At 63.5% G+C, this 18,063-nt stretch carries 15 protein-coding genes; 4 read left to right on the forward strand and 11 right to left on the reverse strand.

The features are described from left to right. Positions 1-21: 21 nt before the first annotated feature. The 3 genes from BLV20_RS26105 to BLV20_RS26115 are packed head-to-tail and all read left to right on the forward strand — an operon-like array spanning position 22 to position 5,500. Entirely contained in the window at positions 22-1,266 is a 1,245-nt protein-coding gene (locus BLV20_RS26105) for an exonuclease SbcCD subunit D C-terminal domain-containing protein (protein ID WP_092305300.1), read from the forward strand. Next, positions 1,263-4,904: an AAA family ATPase gene (locus tag BLV20_RS26110; RefSeq protein WP_092305301.1), complete on the forward strand. Its 3,642-nt coding sequence runs from the start codon at positions 1,263-1,265 to the stop codon at positions 4,902-4,904. Before BLV20_RS26105 ends, BLV20_RS26110 begins: the two co-directional genes overlap by 4 nt. Next, positions 4,901-5,500 (forward strand): glutathione S-transferase, encoded by a 600-nt coding sequence (locus tag BLV20_RS26115; protein ID WP_092305302.1) that lies wholly within the window; start codon positions 4,901-4,903, stop codon positions 5,498-5,500. The genes BLV20_RS26110 and BLV20_RS26115 overlap by 4 nt, the downstream gene beginning before the upstream one ends. Before the next feature lie 143 nt (positions 5,501-5,643). Here the strand turns inward: BLV20_RS26115 and BLV20_RS26120 are convergent, their stop codons facing one another. The 8 genes from BLV20_RS26120 to BLV20_RS26150 form a co-directional block, all read right to left on the reverse strand. Next, complete coding sequence (locus BLV20_RS26120; protein WP_092305303.1) at positions 5,644-5,901, reverse strand: hypothetical protein; 258 nt, start codon at positions 5,899-5,901, stop codon at positions 5,644-5,646. Continuing rightward, positions 5,898-6,104 (reverse strand): hypothetical protein, encoded by a 207-nt coding sequence (locus BLV20_RS26125; RefSeq protein ID WP_092305304.1) that lies wholly within the window; start codon positions 6,102-6,104, stop codon positions 5,898-5,900. Before BLV20_RS26125 ends, BLV20_RS26120 begins: the two co-directional genes overlap by 4 nt. 113 nt (positions 6,105-6,217) lie before the next feature. Further along, positions 6,218-6,343, reverse strand: a complete 126-nt coding sequence (locus tag BLV20_RS31835; RefSeq protein ID WP_256577876.1) for a hypothetical protein — start codon at positions 6,341-6,343, stop codon at positions 6,218-6,220. 211 nt (positions 6,344-6,554) lie between these two features. After that, the gene (locus BLV20_RS26130; protein WP_092305305.1) at positions 6,555-6,734 is read right to left on the reverse strand and encodes a hypothetical protein; all 180 of its coding nucleotides are present in this window, start codon (positions 6,732-6,734) and stop codon (positions 6,555-6,557) included. A gap of 168 nt (positions 6,735-6,902) precedes the next feature. After that, positions 6,903-8,075, reverse strand: a complete 1,173-nt coding sequence (locus BLV20_RS26135; protein WP_092305306.1) for a lactonase family protein — start codon at positions 8,073-8,075, stop codon at positions 6,903-6,905. Continuing rightward, positions 8,062-8,355, reverse strand: coding sequence for a DUF5629 family protein (locus BLV20_RS26140; protein ID WP_038579469.1), 294 nt, complete (start codon positions 8,353-8,355; stop codon positions 8,062-8,064). Before BLV20_RS26140 ends, BLV20_RS26135 begins: the two co-directional genes overlap by 14 nt. A 272-nt stretch (positions 8,356-8,627) precedes the next feature. Continuing rightward, entirely contained in the window at positions 8,628-11,003 is a 2,376-nt protein-coding gene (locus BLV20_RS26145; protein WP_092305307.1) for an efflux RND transporter permease subunit, read from the reverse strand. Positions 11,004-11,050: 47 nt separating this feature from the next. Then, positions 11,051-12,100: a WD40/YVTN/BNR-like repeat-containing protein gene (locus BLV20_RS26150; RefSeq protein ID WP_092305308.1), complete on the reverse strand. Its 1,050-nt coding sequence runs from the start codon at positions 12,098-12,100 to the stop codon at positions 11,051-11,053. A gap of 423 nt (positions 12,101-12,523) precedes the next feature. Here BLV20_RS26150 and BLV20_RS26155 point away from each other — a divergent pair, with 423 nt between their 5' ends. Then, positions 12,524-14,158 carry a SulP family inorganic anion transporter gene (locus BLV20_RS26155; RefSeq protein WP_092305309.1) on the forward strand — a complete coding sequence of 545 codons (1,635 nt, stop codon included), beginning with the start codon at positions 12,524-12,526 and terminating at the stop codon, positions 14,156-14,158. Positions 14,159-14,302: 144 nt separating this feature from the next. Here the strand turns inward: BLV20_RS26155 and pepN are convergent, their stop codons facing one another. The 3 genes from pepN to BLV20_RS26170 are packed head-to-tail and all read right to left on the reverse strand — an operon-like array spanning position 14,303 to position 18,060. Beyond that, on the reverse strand, positions 14,303-16,960 hold the full coding sequence (gene pepN, locus BLV20_RS26160) for an aminopeptidase N (protein WP_092305310.1): 2,658 nt from the start codon (positions 16,958-16,960) through the stop codon (positions 14,303-14,305). Between the two features lie 12 nt (positions 16,961-16,972). Then, complete coding sequence (locus tag BLV20_RS26165) at positions 16,973-17,803, reverse strand: DUF2797 domain-containing protein (protein ID WP_092305311.1); 831 nt, start codon at positions 17,801-17,803, stop codon at positions 16,973-16,975. Then, entirely contained in the window at positions 17,800-18,060 is a 261-nt protein-coding gene (locus BLV20_RS26170; RefSeq protein ID WP_092305312.1) for a YeaC family protein, read from the reverse strand. Before BLV20_RS26170 ends, BLV20_RS26165 begins: the two co-directional genes overlap by 4 nt. Positions 18,061-18,063: the final 3 nt, after the last annotated feature.

Here is an 18,063-nt window from a genome sequence, read left to right on the forward strand (position 1 = left end):
TGATTGTTTGCGGAGTTTGCCTTGCGTCTGTTTCACACCTCCGACTGGCACCTGGGGCAGAACCTCCATGGCCAGGAACGCGATTTCGAGCATGCCTGCTTTCTTGAATGGCTGTTGCGCCAGCTGGCGCTGCACAGCCCTGATGTGCTGCTGATTGCCGGCGATATCTTCGACACGGTCAACCCGCCGGTCAAAGCCCAGGAGCGGCTGTACGACTTTATTGTCAGCGCCCATGAACAGCAGCCCGGCCTGACCATTGTGATGATCGCCGGCAACCATGACTCCGGCTCGCGCATCGAGTTGCCGGCGCCTTTGATGCGGCGTCTGCGCACCCACGCTTTGGGCCGGGTGTTGTGGCTGGACGATGGGCAGTTGGACAGCGAGCGTCTGTTGCTGCCGTTGCCGGATGCCAGCGGCGCGATTGCCGGTTGGTGCCTGGCGCTGCCGTTCCTGCGCCCGGCGGAAGTCACCGGAGCGCATCTAGGCGACGATTACCTGCGGGGCATCGGCCAGGTGCATGAATGGCTGATCGCCGCGGCCAACGCCAAGCGCCAGCCGGGCCAGGCGCTGGTCGCCATCAGCCACGCGCATATGGCCGGTGGTTCGGTGTCGGAGGACTCCGAGCGCAGCTTGATCATCGGCAACGCCGAGGCCCTGCCCGCCAGTCTGTTCGGCCCGAGCATCAGCTACGTGGCCCTGGGGCATCTGCACAAGCCGCAGAAGGTCAACGGCGAGGAGCGCATCCGCTACAGCGGTTCGCCGATACCGCTGTCGTTCTCCGAGATCAGCTACCAGCATCAGATCCTCGATATCCAGCTCGACGGCGAAACCCTGGTCAGCGTCGAACCGCGGCTGGTCCCGCGCGCGGTCAACCTGCAACGCCTGGGCCCGGTACCGCTGGCGGAGATCCTGCTGCAACTGGCCGAGTTGCCGGACATCGACCTGCTGGCCGAAGAACAGCGCCAGCCCTGGCTGGAAGTGCGGGTGCGCCTGGACGAGCCGCAGCCGGACCTGCGCCAGCAAGTGGAAAGCGCCCTGCAGGGCAAGGCCGTGCGCCTGGTGCGGATCGCCGCCGAATACGCCGGCAACGGAGGCCGCGAGGGCGATGACGGCGCCGCGCAGCTGGTGGAGCTCGACCAGCTCAGCCCGCAGGACCTGTTCAGCCGCGCCTGGCTGGACAGCTACGGCAGCGAAGTGGACGAACAGACCCTCAAGGACTTTGCGCAACTGCTCCAGGAAGTGCAGCACGAGGAGGAGCAGCCATGAAGATTCTTGCCATCCGCCTGAGAAACCTGGCCTCCCTGGCCGGCCCCTTTGAAATCGACTTCACCGCCGAGCCCCTGGCCAGCGCCGGGCTGTTCGCCATTACCGGGCCCACCGGCGCCGGCAAGAGCACCCTGCTCGACGCCCTGTGCCTGGCGCTGTTCGGCGCGGTGCCGCGGCTGAACAATATCGGCCGCGAAACCAAGGTGCCGGAGGTCGACAGCGAAATGCTCACCAGCGACCCGCGCACCCTGCTGCGTCGCGGCACCGGCAGCGGTTACGCCGAGGTCGACTTCGTCGGCATCGACGGCCATCGCTATCGCGCGCGCTGGGAAACCAACCGCGCCCGGGACAAAGCCAACGGCAAGCTGCAGGCCAGCAAGCAGAGCCTGCATGATCTGGATAGCAATCAACTGCTGGCCAGCCAGAAGCGCGACTACGAGCAATTGATCGAAGCCAAGCTGGGGCTCAATTTCGAGCAGTTCACCCGCGCGGTGATGCTGGCCCAGAGCGAGTTCAGCGCCTTCCTCAAGGCCGACGACAAGGAACGCAGCGAGCTACTGGAAAAGCTCACCAACACCTCGATCTACAGCCAGCTCGGGCGGCGCGCCTACAGCAAGAGCAAGGAAGCCGAGGAGCAACACAAGACCCTCAAGGCCCAGGCCAGCGGCATCACCCCGCTGGAGCCTGAGGTGCGCGCCGAACTGGACCAGCGCTTCGACGCCGCCCAGCAGCAGCTCAAGGCCCAGCAGGCGCAGCTCAAGCAGCTGGAGCTGCAACACGGCTGGCTCAAGGAATTGCAGCAATTGCAGGAGCAGCAGCAGAGCGCCGCCGAGCAATTGCAACAGGCGCAAACGGCCTGGAATGGCCTGGCCAGCGAGCGCACCCGGCTGGCTCGGCTGGAGCAGTTGGCGCCGCAGCGCCATCAGTTCGCCCGACAGGTGGAGCTGAACCAGCAATTGACGCCGCTGCGCGAACAGATCCGGCAACAGCGTCAGCAACAAGGCGCAGAACAGCAACGCCAGGGCGAACTGGAGCAGCAGTTGGGTACGGCCCAGGCCGCGTTGCTCGCTGCCCAGGAACAGCAGAGCGCCAGCGCCCCGCTGCTGCGCGAGGCCTTTGCCGAGCAAAGCACCCTCGCCCATCTGGGCAAGAGCTGCGGCGAAGCCGGCGAGCTCAAGGACAAGCTGCAACAGGCCAGCGAGCAAGGCCAGCAGGCGATCCAGGCCATGCTCGAACAGCAGCGGCTGGTGGGCGAGCGCCTGCAACGGATTGCCGAACAGTTGGAACACAGCACTCACCTGGCGCCGCTGAGCGATGCCTGGAACGCCTACCGCGATCGCCTGCAACAGCTGATGCTGGCCGGCAACCGGCTGAACAAGGGCCAGGAAGAACTGCCCGGCCTGCAACAACGGGCCGCCAGCGCCGCGCAGCAGTTGGCCGCGCAACGCGATGAACTGCAAGTGCTGTACAGCGAAGCCGGCGCCGAGCCCCAGGCGGTGGCCGAACAGTTGCAGATCCTCAGCGACCTGCTGCAGGACAACCGCAAGCAACAGCGCGCCTTCGAAGAACTGGCGCGGCTGTGGGCCAGCCAGCAGGACCTGGACAAGCGCGGCGCGGAACTGGCCGACAAGCAGCAGGCCGTGGCCCTCCAGCGCGAAGAACTGAACCGGGTCGGCCTGCAGGCCAAGGCCGAACTGACCGTCGCCGAACAGACCCTGGCGGTGACCCAGCAACTGCTGGAGCGCCAGCGCCTGGCGCGCAGTGCCAGCGTCGAAGAGCTGCGCGAGCAGTTGCAGGACGATCAGCCCTGCCCGGTCTGCGGCAGCCACGAGCATCCTTATCATCAGCCCGAGGCGCTGTTGCAGAGCCTGGGCCGCCATGACGAAAGCGAAGAAGCCAACGCGCGCAAGGCGGTGGATGAACTCAAGGAAAAACTCGCCGAACTGCGCAGCCAGGTGGGCGGCCTGATCGCCCAGCAAAAGGAATTTCTCCAGCAGCAGGAGCAACTGGCGAGCCAGCAACAGGCGTTGGCGCCGAGCATCGAGGCCCATCCGCTGGCGGCGGCGCTGCTCGACCAGAACGCCGGCAAGCGCGAGGCCTGGCTGAACCAGCAACTGGGCCAGTTGCACCAGAGCATCCAGCAAGACGAACAGCGCCAAGGCGCGCTGCTGAAACTGCAAAAGGACGCCGGACGCCTGCAACAGCAACTGCAGGCAGCGATCGAGGCCAGCCAGGAAGCCACGCAGCACCTGACCCAGCAGCAACAGCAACTGGGTGCGGACCGCCAGCGCCTGGAAGAAGAGCTGGCAGCCTTCGCCACCTTGCTGCCGGCCGATACCCTCGAAGCCCTGCGCAACGATCCGGCCGCGACCTTCATGCAGATCGACCAGCAGGTCATGCAGCGCCTGGAGCAGCTCGACCAGCAGAAGGAAGAACAACAGGAGCAGCAACAGCGCCAACTGGCGCTGGACAAGGAACAGGACCGCCAGCAAACCCGCATGCAGCAACTGCAAGCCGCCCAGGAGCAATTCAATGCCCTGGCCGAGCAACAGCAAGCCGCCCGCGACAAGCTCGCGCAACTGCTCGGTGAGCAGCCGAGCGCCGAGCAATGGCAGCAGCATCTGGAACAAGCGGTGGAACAGGCGCGCGCCGCCGAGGTGCTGGCCAACCAGCAATTGCAGCAAGTCCGCAGCCTGCTGGTGCAGCTGGGCGCGGAACTGCAAGGCAAGGAGGAACGGCTGCAGGCCCTGGAAGCCGAGCAGCAGGAACTGGGCAGCAAGATCGCCGACTGGCGCCAGCAACACCCGGAGCTGGACGACGGCGCGCTGGAGCAACTGCTCAGCCTCGACGACCAGCAAGTCGCCGCGCTGCGCCAGCAGCTGCAAGAGTGCGAAAAAGCGGTGGAACAGGCCAAGGTCCTGGTCACCGAACGCGAGCAGCGTTTGCATAGCCATCAGGCCCGGCACGATGGCCAGCTCGATGCCGAACAACTGACCAGCGCCCTGGCCGAGCTGCACAACCAACTGGCCGCCAGCGAACAACTGAGCGCCGAACTGCGCGCCCAGCAGACCGAAGACCAGCGCCGCCAGGATGCCAACCAGGCGCTGGGCGAACAGATCGCCCAGGCCTACGCCGAATGGCAGCGCTGGGCGCGGCTCAATGCCTTGATCGGCTCGGCCAGCGGCGACACCTTCCGCAAGATCGCCCAGGCCTACAACCTCGATCTGCTGGTGCATCACGCCAACGCGCAACTGCGCCAGCTGGTGCGGCGCTATCGCCTCAAGCGCGGCGGCAGCATGCTCGGCCTGCTGGTGATGGACACGGAAATGGGCGATGAACTGCGCTCGGTGCACTCGCTGTCCGGCGGCGAGACCTTCCTGGTGTCCCTGGCGCTGGCCCTGGGCCTGGCGTCCATGGCGTCCAGCACGTTGAAGATCGAGTCGCTGTTTATCGACGAAGGCTTCGGCAGCCTCGACCCGGAATCCCTGCAACTGGCGATGGACGCCCTCGATGGCTTGCAGGCCCAAGGGCGCAAGGTGGCGGTGATTTCCCACGTACAGGAGATGCACGAGCGGATTCCGGTACAGATCCAGGTGCGGCGCCAGGGCAACGGCTTGAGCACCCTGGAGGTGAAATGAATACCCTGTATTCGTTCCGCCGCTGCCCCTATGCCATGCGCGCCCGTCTCGCGCTGCGCTACAGCGGGGTGCCGCTGGAGATAGTCGAAGTCAGCCTCAAGGCCAAGCCGGCGGCGATGCTGGCGCTATCGTCCAAGGGCACGGTGCCGGTGCTCAACGTCGACGGTCGAGTGATCGACGAAAGCCTGGACATCATGCGCTGGGCCCTGGCCCAGCACGATCCGCAGGACTGGCTATTGAAGGATGATGGGCCGGGCCAACAACGGATCGAGGCGCTGATCGCGGAAAACGACCAGGTGTTCAAGCAGCACCTCAATCGTTACAAATACGCCGAGCGTTATCCCGAGCAGCCGATGGAGCATTACCGCGGCCAGGGAGAAGTATTTCTACAGCAGTTGGATGAACTGTTGAGCCAGCGCGACTACTTGCTGGCGGATCATCCGTGCCTGGCGGACATGGCCCTGGCGCCTTTCGTGCGGCAGTTCGCCCATGTCGATCGCGAGTGGTTCGCGCAGGCGCCTTACCCGCATTTGCAGCGCTGGTTGCAGCGGTTCCTGGAGTCGGAGCTGTTCACCCAGGTGATGGCCAAGGCCTGAACCTGCGCCCATTCCGTAGGAGAGAAGCTTGCTCGCGAAAAAAACCGCAACGATAACGCGGTATGACGGATACATCGCCGCTGCGCGGCTATCGCGAGCAAGCTTCGCTCCTACAGAAGATTGTGTTGTTTCGAGAGTTGCATTCAGGCCAGCACGCTGCACATCTGCAACGCCGAGCAATCGACGCTGAACGGGCCGAAGTAGGCGGCCTTGGGCTTGGCTGGCGGGTTGCCGGCCAACAGGCCCTGGGCCTTGGCGGTTTCAATGTTGTGGGCAATGTTGTGATTGCATTCGATGGCGCGGGCCAGCGAGCCCGCCGAGCCCTGCCCTATCCCCAGCAAGGACGCGCCATTGGTCATGAACGCCAGGAAGGCAATGACCCAGAACCTGCGTCCTTTCATAGCAGCGCCACTCCCGCATCCATGGAGTGCTCGGCGGCTTGCGCGCGGTGTTCGAACTGGATGGCCGGGTAAGCGACGTGGATCGGCGGTTGCGCCACCGATGGGGTCTGGGCCGAGAGGCTGACCAGGAGGACCATGGCCAGGTACAAGCCGATGGCGACATAGGCGCCGCGCTTGGCAGAGGTGAGAATCGAGCGGGCCATGATGGTCTCCGTGGGCGTGTTTCAGTGCTCACAGAATCCGTTAAAAACGCCCGCCGCAGAAACCACCTCGGTGCATAGTCACCATCAGTTGGATTGATCGTTAGCCCGGCCCATCAATCCTGCAGCAGGGTCAGCATGCGCTCGCGGGAAGTTTCCGGCTCGCCTTCGACAGGCTGGGCAGCCGAGAGAATCGGGGTGGAATAGAGGAACAGAAGAACCACTGCCAGACGCATCGCCATGCTGTCGATCCTTGGAAAAGAGGGGTCAATAAATTAGCGTCAAATTTAAACATATGGCGATATGACATTACCAAGCTAATTTGCCTGGCATGGGGGAAAACGTCGCATACAGGTGATGCAGGAGCGACATCACTGCCGGTTCGCTGGATGGACAAGCCATTCAGGGAAGCCAGTGACTTCGCTCCTGCATACCTGGGTGTTGTGGGGAGTTTCAGTGTTGGATCTTGTGATCCAGCGCGGCGTAGAAGTTGGCGCTTTGTTGCAGGTATTTCTGGGTGTAGGTGTGGGTCGCGGATTTTTTCTCGCGGATTTCCACGTTGGCGCTGGCTGGCAGGGCCACGGTGGCGGAAATGGCGGAAGCGGCGATCACGGAGAAGAGATTGAAATTCATTGGATAAACCCTCGTATGCAGTCGGCTTGTTTGCCCGGAAGCCTTGATGCGCCGGGCCGTGAAGCAAAACTACGCCCGAGGGTTGGCGGGTTGAAATCTTTTCCAGCAGTAGCAGATATCAGCGTCATTAATAGAACGGCTCAGGCCCCGGCAGCCGGGGCCTGCGGCCTATTGACGCACCAGGAACTTGATATCGCTGGGTGAATCGAACGGCAGTTTTTGCACGGTCTTGCCGAGGAATCCGGTCTTGGCGTCGCGCTCGATCACCACGATCTCGTTGCTCTTCTGGTTGCCGATCAGCACGTACTTGTTGCTCGGGTCGAGGCTGAACTCACGAGGATGATCGCCCTCCACCGAGCGGCGCTGGATTTCCTTGAGCTGGCCTGTGGCCTCGTCGATGGCAAATACCAGCAGCTGATTGGCCTTGCCGCGGTTACTCACGTACAGGTACTTGCCGTCCTTAGAGGCATGCAGCGCACCCGCCGACTTCTTGTCCTTGCCGCCGTTGGTCAAGTCGAGGATCTGCTTCTGGGTCAGCTTGCCGTCCTGGTAATCGAACATCGCCACCTGGGCGCTCATTTCCAGGGTCAGGTAGGCGTGCTTGCCGTCGGCGCTGAACAGCAAGTGCCGTGGGCCGCTGCCCGGCGGCAGCTCGACGAATGCCGGCTCGGCCGCGATCAGTGGATGTTCGGCGTTGGCCTTGGGGTCGTAGCGGTAGATAAAGACCTTGTCCGCGCCCAGGTCGCTGGCGAACACGAATTGGCCGTCCGGCGACGACACCACCGAATGCACGTGGGCCGAGGCCTGGCGCTCGGGGTTGGCCCGGCTGCCCGGGTGGCTGCTGAGCTGGACCACCGGCGACAGTTTGCCGTCGGTGCCGACTGGCAAGACCGCCAGGCTGCCGCCCGGATCTTCGGCCACCGAATAGTTGCTGACGAACAGGTAACGGCCATCGTCGCTCAGGCTCGAATGCGTCGGCTCGTTGCCCAGGCTCTGCACCTGGCTGATCGGGTTCAGCTTGCGGCTCTTGGCTTCGATACTGAAACTGCTGACCCGGCCAATCGCGTCGGCTTGCCCTGGCCCGTTTTCATTGACCACGAACAGTTGCTTCTGGTCCTTGGACAGGGTCAGCCACGACGGGTTGGCGCTCTTGACCACCTGCAGAGGTTTAGCGTCGATCTTGCCGGTGCGGACGTCGAACTTGAGGCGGTAGATGCCCTCGCTCTGGCCCTGGGTGTAGGAGCCGACCAGCACTTCCTGGGTCTCGACCGGCGCGGCCTGCACGGCCATGGCGCCGACACTGCCGGCCATCAGCAATGGCCAGAAGTTACGCATCCTCATGTTCATCCTCCTCATCGTTACGGGCGCTGAAAGCACTCATGCACACCAGGCGGTGCTCACCGGAATCGCCGACGATGGTCCAGCTCTGCAGGGTGTCGTCGAAGGTCGCGGCGTTGACCTGGGCCAGGCTGAAGCTCCAGCGCTTGGCCGCGCGACCGTCCATGCATTCGATCAGCAGGCGCTGGTCGTCAAGGGTGAAGTCGAAGGCGTGCAGCCCGTCGATTTCCAGCATGTCGCAGGCTTGGAGGGCAGTGAGCAAGGTGTCTGTTGCGGCAGTCATGATCATCAGTCAGCAATGGAAAGCGGCCATGATAACGGGTCCGGCGCGGCGCGGCTGTAGTGGCACTACAAAGTTCGCGCGCCCCATTGCTACAAACCTTGTAGCCGCTGGCGAAGCCTGCGCCAGGGCCGGAGGCCCTCCTGGGCCCGGAAGACCGCTGCGACCGTGCCGGTCGATCGCAGCCTCGCGAGCTCGGCAGCGGCTACAGGTCACGGAGACGGGCATAAAAAAACCGCGACCTGGGTCGCGGTTTTGCTTGGAGCCTGGAGGGCTTAGTGGGCGAACAGCGAGCTGCCCTTCTGCCCCGCCAGTTTTTCCGGCTTGATCAGGAACCGCGCCAGTGCCGGCAGCAGCCACAGCGCGCCGAACATGTTCCACAGGAGCATGAAGGTCAGCATCAGGCCCATGTCGGCCTGGAACTTGATGGCCGAGAAGATCCAGGTCGCCACGCCGATGGCCAGGCAAAGGCCGGTGAACAGCACCGCCTTGCCGGTGGATTTCAGGGTCTGGTAGTAGGCTTCCTGCAACGGCAGGCCGGCACGCAGGAAGCTTTCCAGGCGGCTGTAGATATAGATCCCGTAGTCCACGCCGATCCCCACCCCGAGCGCCACCACCGGCAAGGTCGCGACCTTGACGCCGATGCCCATGAACGCCATCAGCGCGTTGCCCAGCACCGAGGTCAGCACCAGCGGCAGGACGATGCACAGGGTCGCCGCCCAGGAGCGGAAGGTGATCATGCACATGACCGCCACGCAGATGTACACCAGCACCAGGATGATCAGCTCGGACTTCTTGATCACTTCGTTGGTGGCTGCCTCGATCCCGGCGTTACCGGCCGCCAGGAGGAATTCCAGGCCTTCCTTGTTGTGCTCCTTGGCGAATTCCTGCACCGCATGCACCGCGCGGTCGAGGGTCTCGGCCTTGTGGTCGTTGAGGAAGATCAGCACCGGCGCCAGCGAGCAATTGTTGTTGTACAGGCCATCGGCCCGGGCGATGGAGTTGTTCAACACGTCCGGGTTGCGCGACAGGGTTTCCCATTTCAGGTTGCCCTCGTTCATGCCCTTGATCATCTGCTTGGACACGGTCACCAGGGAAATCGCCGACTGCACGCCCTCGGTGTTCTGCATCTTCCACATCAGTTCGTCGATCGGCGCCATGGCTTCGTAGCGCGAGCAGCCTTCGGATGCGGTCTTGACCATTACCACCAGCACGTCGGAACTGGTGGAATAGTTGTTGATGATGAAGTTGTTGTCCTTGTTGTAGCGCGAGTCCGGGCGCAGTTCCGGCGCGCCCTGGTCGAGGTCGCCGATCTTCAGGTTCTGGCTGTACCAAAGGCCGCCACCGAAGGCCAGCAAGGCCAGGAAGATCGAGACCGGCGCGACTTTCGGGCTGGCGAAGTTCGACAGCAGGCGCCAGAACGGATGCTCGCGGGTGGCGTCCTTCTTGCTGCGCTCGATCGCCCGCTTGCTGATGCCGACATAGGAAATCGCCACCGGCAGCAGGATCAGGTTGGTGAACACGATCACCGCCACGCCGATGGACGCGCCGATGGCCAGTTCGCGAATCACCCCGATGTCGATGATCAACAGCGTGATGAAGCCCACGGCGTCGGCGAGGATCGCGATCATCCCCGGCAAAAACAGCTGGCGGAAGGTGCGCCGGGCGGCGGTCAGGGCGTTGTCGGCGCCGCTCGATTGCAGGGCGATACCGTTGATTTTCTGCACGCCATGGGAAATGCCGATGGCGAAGATCAGGAACGGCACCAGCATCGAATACGGGTCGAGGCCGAAACCCACGGCGTGCATCAGGCCCAGCTGCCAGACCACCGCCACCAGGGTGGTGATGAGCACGGCGATGGTGCTGCGGATGCACCAGGTGAACCAGTACAGCAACACCAGGGTGATAAGGAAGGCGACGCCGAAGAACATCACCACCATGATCAGGCCGTCGATCAGGTCGCCGACCTTCTTGGCGAAACCGACGATGTGAATCTTCACATTGGGGTTCTGCACCTCGAACTTGTCGCGGATCTTCTCTTCAAGCTGGTGGGAGAATTTCTGGTAGTCCAGGGCCAGCAGCTTGCCCTGGTCTTCCGGGTCCGGGTAGGACTCCAGCAGCGGAATGTCGACGATGCTCGACTTGAAGTCGTTGGCCACCAGGCGCCCGACCTGCCCCGACTTGAGCACGTTGTTGCGCAGCAGGTCGAGGCTGTCGGCCGAGCCGTTGTAACTCTGCGGGATCACTTCGCCGCCGGCGAAGCCTTCCTCCGTCACCTCGGTCCAGCGCACGCTGGGGCTCCACAGCGACTTGAGGCCCGAGCGGTCGACGCCGGAGATGTAGAACACCTCGTCGTGGATCTGCCGCAGCGTCTCCATGTATTCCTTGGTGAAGATGTCACCGTCCTTGGCCTCCACCGAGATGCGCACGGTGTTGCCCAGGTTCGCCAGGTCGTTGCGATGCTCCATCATCTTCTCGATGAAGGGATGCTCGAGCGGGATCATTTTCTCGAAGCTGGTAGACGGCTTGATCAGCGTCGCCTGCCAGAACAGGAAGACGCTGACCAGCAGGCAGATCACGATCACTGCCGGGCGGTTGTTGAAGATCAGACGTTCGAGAAACGTCGCCTTGTCGGTTTGATGACTGGTCATGGAAGTGTTCCCGCCTTCTTATTATTGGCCCGGCTTGCTTGCCCTGATTATTTTCCGAGATCGGCGCCATTCGGCGAGGTCGAGCGCACACCGCCCTGCCCCGCCAGAATCAGGTTGCCATTGCCGGCCGCGGTCACCGCTGCCAGGGAGATCCGGTCCGGACGGTTGTAGACGCTGAACGTCACGCCGTTGTCGGTGCTGCGCACCACGCTGCCGCCGTTGCCGACGATCACCAGCGAGCCGTCCTCCAGCAGCGTGGCGCCGGACAAGCCGAACTCCAGGCTGCCGCGTGCCGCCTTGAGCTCGACCTGCTCCCAGGTGCCGCCGAAATCCGTGGAGCGATAGAGGTTGCCGCGCAGGCCGTAAGCCAGCAGCGTGGCGGGCTGCGCGGTGCCGATCACGCCGAAGAACGAACCTTCATAAGGGCTTTCGAGGCGCTCCCAGGTCTGCCCCCAGTCGGCGGAGCGGAACATGCTGCCCTGCTCGCCGACGATGAACAGGCCGGAATCCTTCACCGCGGCGATCGCGTTGAGGTGGTATTGGTCTTCGTTGTCCAGGCGGTCGCTGGCGTCTTCCCAGGTCTTGCCACCGTCGGTGGTGGCCAGCAGCGCGCCATAGGCACCCACGGCAAAACCGTTGCTGGTGTCCTGGAACCACACGTCCAGCAGCGGCGCTTCGCGCTTGAGGTCTTCGAATTGCTTGGTCCAGGTCAGGCCGCCGTCTTCGCTGGCGAGCACCTGGGCATCGTGGCCGACGGCCCAGCCATGCTTGGCGTCGACGAAATACACCGCGGTCAGCAGTTGGCGGGTCGGCACCTTGGCCTGGATCCAGGTCTGGCCCTGGTCGTCGGAATAGAGAATGTGCCCACGATCGCCGACGGCGACCAGGCGCGAACCGGCATGCACGACATCGAGCATCAAGCCCTTGCTGGCCTTGGCCGATTCGGTGGAATAGACAGTGTCCGCCGCAGACGCAGCGGCCTGGACGGGAGCCGGCAACAGGGCGACTCCCAACAGCGAGAGCGCTGTAGCCAGCAACGCAAATCTGCGCAAGGCCGGCGGGCGGCAGGAACTCACACCCATGACAGGCTCACTCATAGACCTCTCCCCCATTTATTATTGTTAGGTCGTTCAACCTTTACAGGGCGCCGTTCAGGGCGTGCCGATCGACTGGCGATTCCGGACACCGTCCTGAAACCTGCAATCTAGAGCCCCTTCGGAAGCAGACCTATCCTATCGGGCTTTAGAAACTTCTGACAATCGACACCACGTTATCTTTTGTTAACCACCGCCCCCAAGCCTGGGACCTGAATATTTCGGCATTCGCAGGCCTGATCGATACTGGCTTGGCGTACGAAGCGTAGTCGAGGCGGCAGCGAAGCCACCGCGAAATCCACTCCCTTGCTTGCCCAGGGCCCGTGCAGCTAGTCGCGCAAAGACTGATCCGGGTATGGGCCCGCGCTCGCCGGCTTTGGCTATGATGAGCTGCGCGGTTTGCGAGCCGGACCTCAGGAGTGAATCATGATTGCCATACGCGAGGCGTGGAAAGCCGGGTTGCTGGGGCGTGCGCACTGGGCCCGCAACCTGGTGTCCGGGGTGATTGTCGGCGTGGTGGCGCTGCCCCTGGCCATGGCGTTTGCCATCGCCTCCGGGGTCAAGCCCGAACAGGGGATCTACACCGCCATCGTCGGCGGCCTGCTGGTGTCGCTGTTCGGCGGCAGCCGCTTGCAGATCGCCGGCCCCACCGGAGCCTTTATCGTGATTCTGGCCGGGGTCACCGCCAAATACGGGGTCGACGGCCTGCAACTGGCGACCATGATGGCCGGGATCATCTTGTTCCTGCTCGGCATCAGTCGCCTGGGGGCCTTGATCAAGTTCATCCCGGACCCGGTGATACTCGGCTTTACCGCCGGGATCGGGGTGATTATCTGGGTCAGCCAGTGGAAGGACTTCTTCGGCCTGCCCGCCGTCGGCGGCGAGCACTTTCATCAGAAGCTCTGGCACTTGCTGCAAGCCCTGCCCGACCTGCACCTGGCCACTACCCTGCTGGCCCTGCTCAGCCTGGCGCTGCTGTGGGGCGTGCCCAGGGTCCCCCAGCTCAAACGCCTGCCGGCGCCCCTGGTCGCCATGACCCTGGCCACCGCCCTGCAGTCACTGTTCCAGTTCGACGGCGTGGCCACCATCGGCAGTGCCTTCGGCGGCATTCCCCAGGGCTTGCCGGCGTTGCAGTTGCCCGAAATCAGCCTGCCCCGGGTGCTGGACCTGATCGGCCCGGCCTTCGCCATCGCCATGCTCGGCGCCATCGAATCGCTCTTGTCGGCAGTGGTGGCCGACGGCATGGCAGGCACCCGCCACGACTCCAACCAGGAACTGATCGGCCAGGGCATCGCCAACCTGGCCACCCCGCTGTTTGGCGGTTTCGCCGCCACCGGAGCCATTGCCCGCACCGCCACCAACATCCGCAACGGCGGCAGCAGCCCGCTGGCGGGCATTACCCATGCGCTGGTCCTAGTACTGATCATCCTGTTTCTCGCGCCGCTGGCGGCCAATATCCCGTTGTGCGCCCTGGCGGCAATCCTGTTCGTGGTGGCCTACAACATGAGCGAGTTGCACCACTTCAAGCGCATGGTGCAACGGGCGCCGCGGGCGGATGTGGCGATCCTGCTGGCCACCTTTACCCTCACGGTGTTCAGCGACCTGGTGATCGCGGTGAATATCGGGGTGATTCTGGCGATGCTGCATTTCCTGCGGCGCATGGCCTCCTCGGTGGAGGTGCAACAGGTGGTGGAACAGGACCTGCAGCACGAACTGCAGGGCAACGGCCAATTGCGCCTGCCACCCGGCGTGCTGATCTACACCATCGAAGGCCCGCTGTTCTTTGGCGCGGCGGAAACTTTCGAGCGCGCCCTGGCCCAGACCCACAGCGACCCGCAGGTGCTGATCATTCGCCTGCGACATGTGCCGTTCATGGACATCACGGGCTTGCAGATGCTGGAGGAAGTGATTGGCCAGCTGCATAAACGCGGGATCGTGGTGAAGCTGTGCGAAGCCAACCTCAAGGTCCACACCAAGCTTGAGCGGGTCGGCATCCTGCATGCCATCGGCGTGCAGAACTATCACCCTGACCTGAGCAGCGCCCTGACCACCACCCTGTAGCCGCTGCCGCAGGCTGCGAACGGCCCGCAGGGACGCAAGAGGCTGGACGGGAGACCGTCAGGCAAGCCCCTGCGGGGTTTTTCGCAGCCTCGCAGGCTCGGCAGCGGCTACAGCTGTCGAGCCTACATAGGCCCAAGCCCGGCGTCAGGCGAGGCTTTTGCTCACGACCTCAAAGACATCGCTGGACAGCTCGCCGGAAGCGCGGATGCGTTCCAGCTCGCCTTTCATCAGCGCCTGGCGGGCGCTGTCGTATTTGCGCCAGCGGGTCAATGGCGCCAGTTGCCGCGAGGCGATCTGCGGGTTGAAGCCATTGAGCTGGATCACCAGGTCGGCCAGGAAGCGATAGCCAGAGCCATCCGCCGCGTGGAAGTTGATCAGGTTCTGGCCGGCGAAGGCGCCGATCAGGGCACGGACCTTGTTCGGGTTCTTGATATTGAACGCCGGGTGCTGCATCAAGGCCTTGACCCGCTCCAGCCCGCCCGGCAGCGTGCTGCCGGCCTGGACGTTGAACCATTGGTCCATGACCAGGGCATTGTCCTTGAAGTGCTCGGCGAACACCGCCAGGGCCTTGGCCTTCTCCGCTTCTAACGGCGAATTGACCAGCACCGCGAGCGCGGTCAGGCGTTCGGTCATGTTGTCGGCGGCGTCGAATTGCTCGATGGCGGCCTCCAGCACTTGCGGCTTCTCGGTCAGCATCAGGTACGACAGCGCAATATTCTGCAGGGCGCGGCGGGCGAAGTGCTCGGACTCGGCCACATAGGCGGTGGCCTTGGAGACCTCGCGATTGGTCTGGTAACGCTTCCACAGCGCCTCGAACAGGCTGTCGGCCAGTTGCTGGCGGGCGAATTCGCGCGCGGTGTGAATGGCCTCGACATCCGCCACTTCGCTGATTTCGGTCAGATAGGCCTCGCCTGGCAGCGAAAGCATTTCCGCGACCATGGCCTGGTCCAGGCTGTCATCGGCCAGCAATGTGCCCAGCGCGGTGACCAGGCGCTGATCGAGCACCAGTGCCTGGCCCTGCTGATGCTGGGCAATCAGGTCTTGCAGCACTTGCACCGCCAGTTGCTGGCCGGCGTCCCAGCGGTTGAAACCGTCGCTGTCGTGCTGCATGAGGAACATCAGCTGGTCGCGGTTGTACGGGAAGCTCAGCTTCACCGGCGCCGAGAAGCCGCGCAGCAAGGACGGCAGAGGCTGCTCGGCGATGTCGACGAAAGTAAAGGTCTGCTCGGCCTCGGTCACCGAAATCACCCGCGAAGTGCCTTGCGCGGTGGCTTCGCCCGCCAGGCGCAGGGCGATGGCCGCGCCCTTGGAGTCCAGCAGGCCCAGCTCGACCGGAATCACGAACGGCAGCTTTTCCACCTTGTCCGGGGTTTGCGGGCAGCTTTGGCGGAAGGTCAGGCTGTAGGTCTTGGCCGCCGCGTCATAGGCCTCGCTGACCGCCAGGCGCGGGGTGCCGGCCTGGCTGTACCAGCGCTTGAACTGGCCCAGGTCGATGCCATTGGCGTCTTCCATGGCCTTGACGAAATCGTCGCAAGTCACGGCCTGGCCGTCGTGGCGCTGAAAGTACAGGTCGCTGCCCTTGCGGAAGCCTTCGGCGCCGACCAGGGTGCGGATCATGCCGACCACTTCCGAACCCTTTTCGTACACGGTCAGGGTGTAGAAGTTGGAAATCTCGATAAAGCTTTCCGGGCGCACGGCGTGGGCCATGGGGCCGGCGTCTTCGGCGAACTGGTGGGTGCGCAGGTAGGCCACGTCCTGGATGCGCTTGACCGTGCGCGAGTTCATGTCCGAGGAGAAGCCGGCATCGCGGAACACGGTGAAGCCTTCCTTGAGCGACAGCTGGAACCAGTCGCGGCAGGTCACGCGGTTGCCCGACCAGTTGTGGAAGTATTCGTGGGCGACGATCGCCTCGACCCGCTGGTGCGCGGCGTCGGTGGCGGTTTCGGCGCGAGCCAGCACGGCGCTGGAGTTGAAGATATTGAGACCCTTGTTCTCCATGGCGCCCATGTTGAAGTCGTTGACCGCGACGATCATGAAGATGTCCAGGTCGTACTCGCGACCGTAAACCTCTTCGTCCCAGCGCATCGACTTCTTCAGGCTGGTCATGGCGTGCTGGCACTTGTCGATGTTTTCCGGCTCGACATAGATGCGCAGCGCGACTTCACGCCGGCTCATGGTGGTGAAGCTGTCTTCGACGCACCACAGGTCGCCCGCCACCAGGGCGAACAGGTAGGCCGGCTTCATGAACGGGTCTTCCCAGGTCGCCCAGTGCCGGCCGTCTTCGCCCGGGCCGCTGGCGATCGGGTTGCCGTTGGACAACAGCACCGGGTAGCTGTGCTGCTCGGCCACCACGGTGGTGGTGAACTTGCTCATCACGTCCGGGCGATCGAGGTAATAGGTGATCTTGCGAAAGCCCTCGGCCTCGCACTGGGTGCAGAACATGCCGCCGGACTTGTACAGGCCTTCCAGGGCGGTGTTGCTTTCCGGGTGGATCTTGACGCTGGTGTCGACAGTGAAGGATTCGCTGGTCGGCTGCAGGGTCAGGTGGTTGGCGCTCAGCTGGTAGTCCGCGGCCGTCAGCTCGCGGTCGCCCAGGGACACCGACAGCAGCTCCAACTGCTGGCCATCGAGCACCAGCGGCGGCAGGCCGGCGCCATGCGCCGGGTTGCGGCGCATCACCAGTTGCGCATGGACCAGGCTGTGGTCCTCGAACAACTCGAAGGTCAGGTGTGTTTCGTCGATCAGGTACTCGGGCGCCTGATAGTCCTTGAGGTAAATCATCTTCGGTTGTTCGGTGCGCATGCTCGAATCCTTCTACTGATGCACGGCGAGCTGGTAAGCCGTGTATTTACGAATATTGATCACGCCGGTATCGAAGATCAGGTACTGCCCCTTGATCCCCAGCAGCGTGCCCTCGGCAATCGGGTTCTTGTCCAGGTTGAAGCTGACGATCTTGGCCGGGTACTGCTCGACCGGGTAACGAATTTCGATCGGCTCGACGTCGATGACCGGTTGGATCGCCTGCAGGCCGAAGCGTTCCTGCAAGGCGCGCAGGCCCTCGGCGCAGGAAGCGAACAGCTGGTCGCGCACCTGCAGCAGGTCCACCGACTCGGCTTCGCCCTTGAGCAAGGCGCGCCAGTTGGTCTTGTCGGCCACCTGGCTGCGGAACAGGTCCTCGACGAAACCGGATTGCTGGCGGGTCGCCACGCGCATGATCGGCAGCGCCTGGCTGGCGCCCTGGTCGAGCCAGCGGGTCGGCAGTTGCGTCGCGCGGGTGATGCCGACCTTGATCCCCGACGAGTTGGCCAAATACACCACGTGGTCGGTCATGCAGAACCGCTCGCCCCAGGACGGCTCGCGGCAGGTGCCGGCGTCGTAGTGGCAGCGTTCCGGGCTCATGATGCAGATATCGCACTGGGCCAGCTTGGTCATGCACGGGTAGCAATAACCCTGGCTGAAGCTGGTTTTGGTCTTGCGCCCGCAATGGGTGCAATGGATCGCCCCCAGGTATTCCAGGCGCAGGGGGCTGCCGATCAACGGATTGACCGGCACCTCGGTGTCGCCAAGGCGAAAGGCATACTGCACATCGGAGCCTTCCAGGCGCGCCGACATTTTACTGATGGAGCCACGGCCAATCTCGATCAATGGATGGCATCCGACTTGAAGAGGATATTCGGCACTTCGATCGACTTCGACGCACATTCCTGCGGGCCCATGTAACCGGTGCGCTGTTCTTCGGGCAGGTTCTGCATTTCCCAGGCGATCACCGCCTGCAGGGACAGCTCGCGCTGCTCGGCGGTGAGCTTGCGGCCATCGGACCATTTGCCGATCTCTACCGCCAGTTTCAGGCTCTGGTAGATGTCCGGGGTGATGTTTTCAATCATTTCAACAAACGACGACATAAG

The organism is Pseudomonas sp. NFIX28, from assembly GCF_900107395.1.
In the GTDB taxonomy this organism is placed as follows: Bacteria; Pseudomonadota; Gammaproteobacteria; order Pseudomonadales; family Pseudomonadaceae; genus Aquipseudomonas.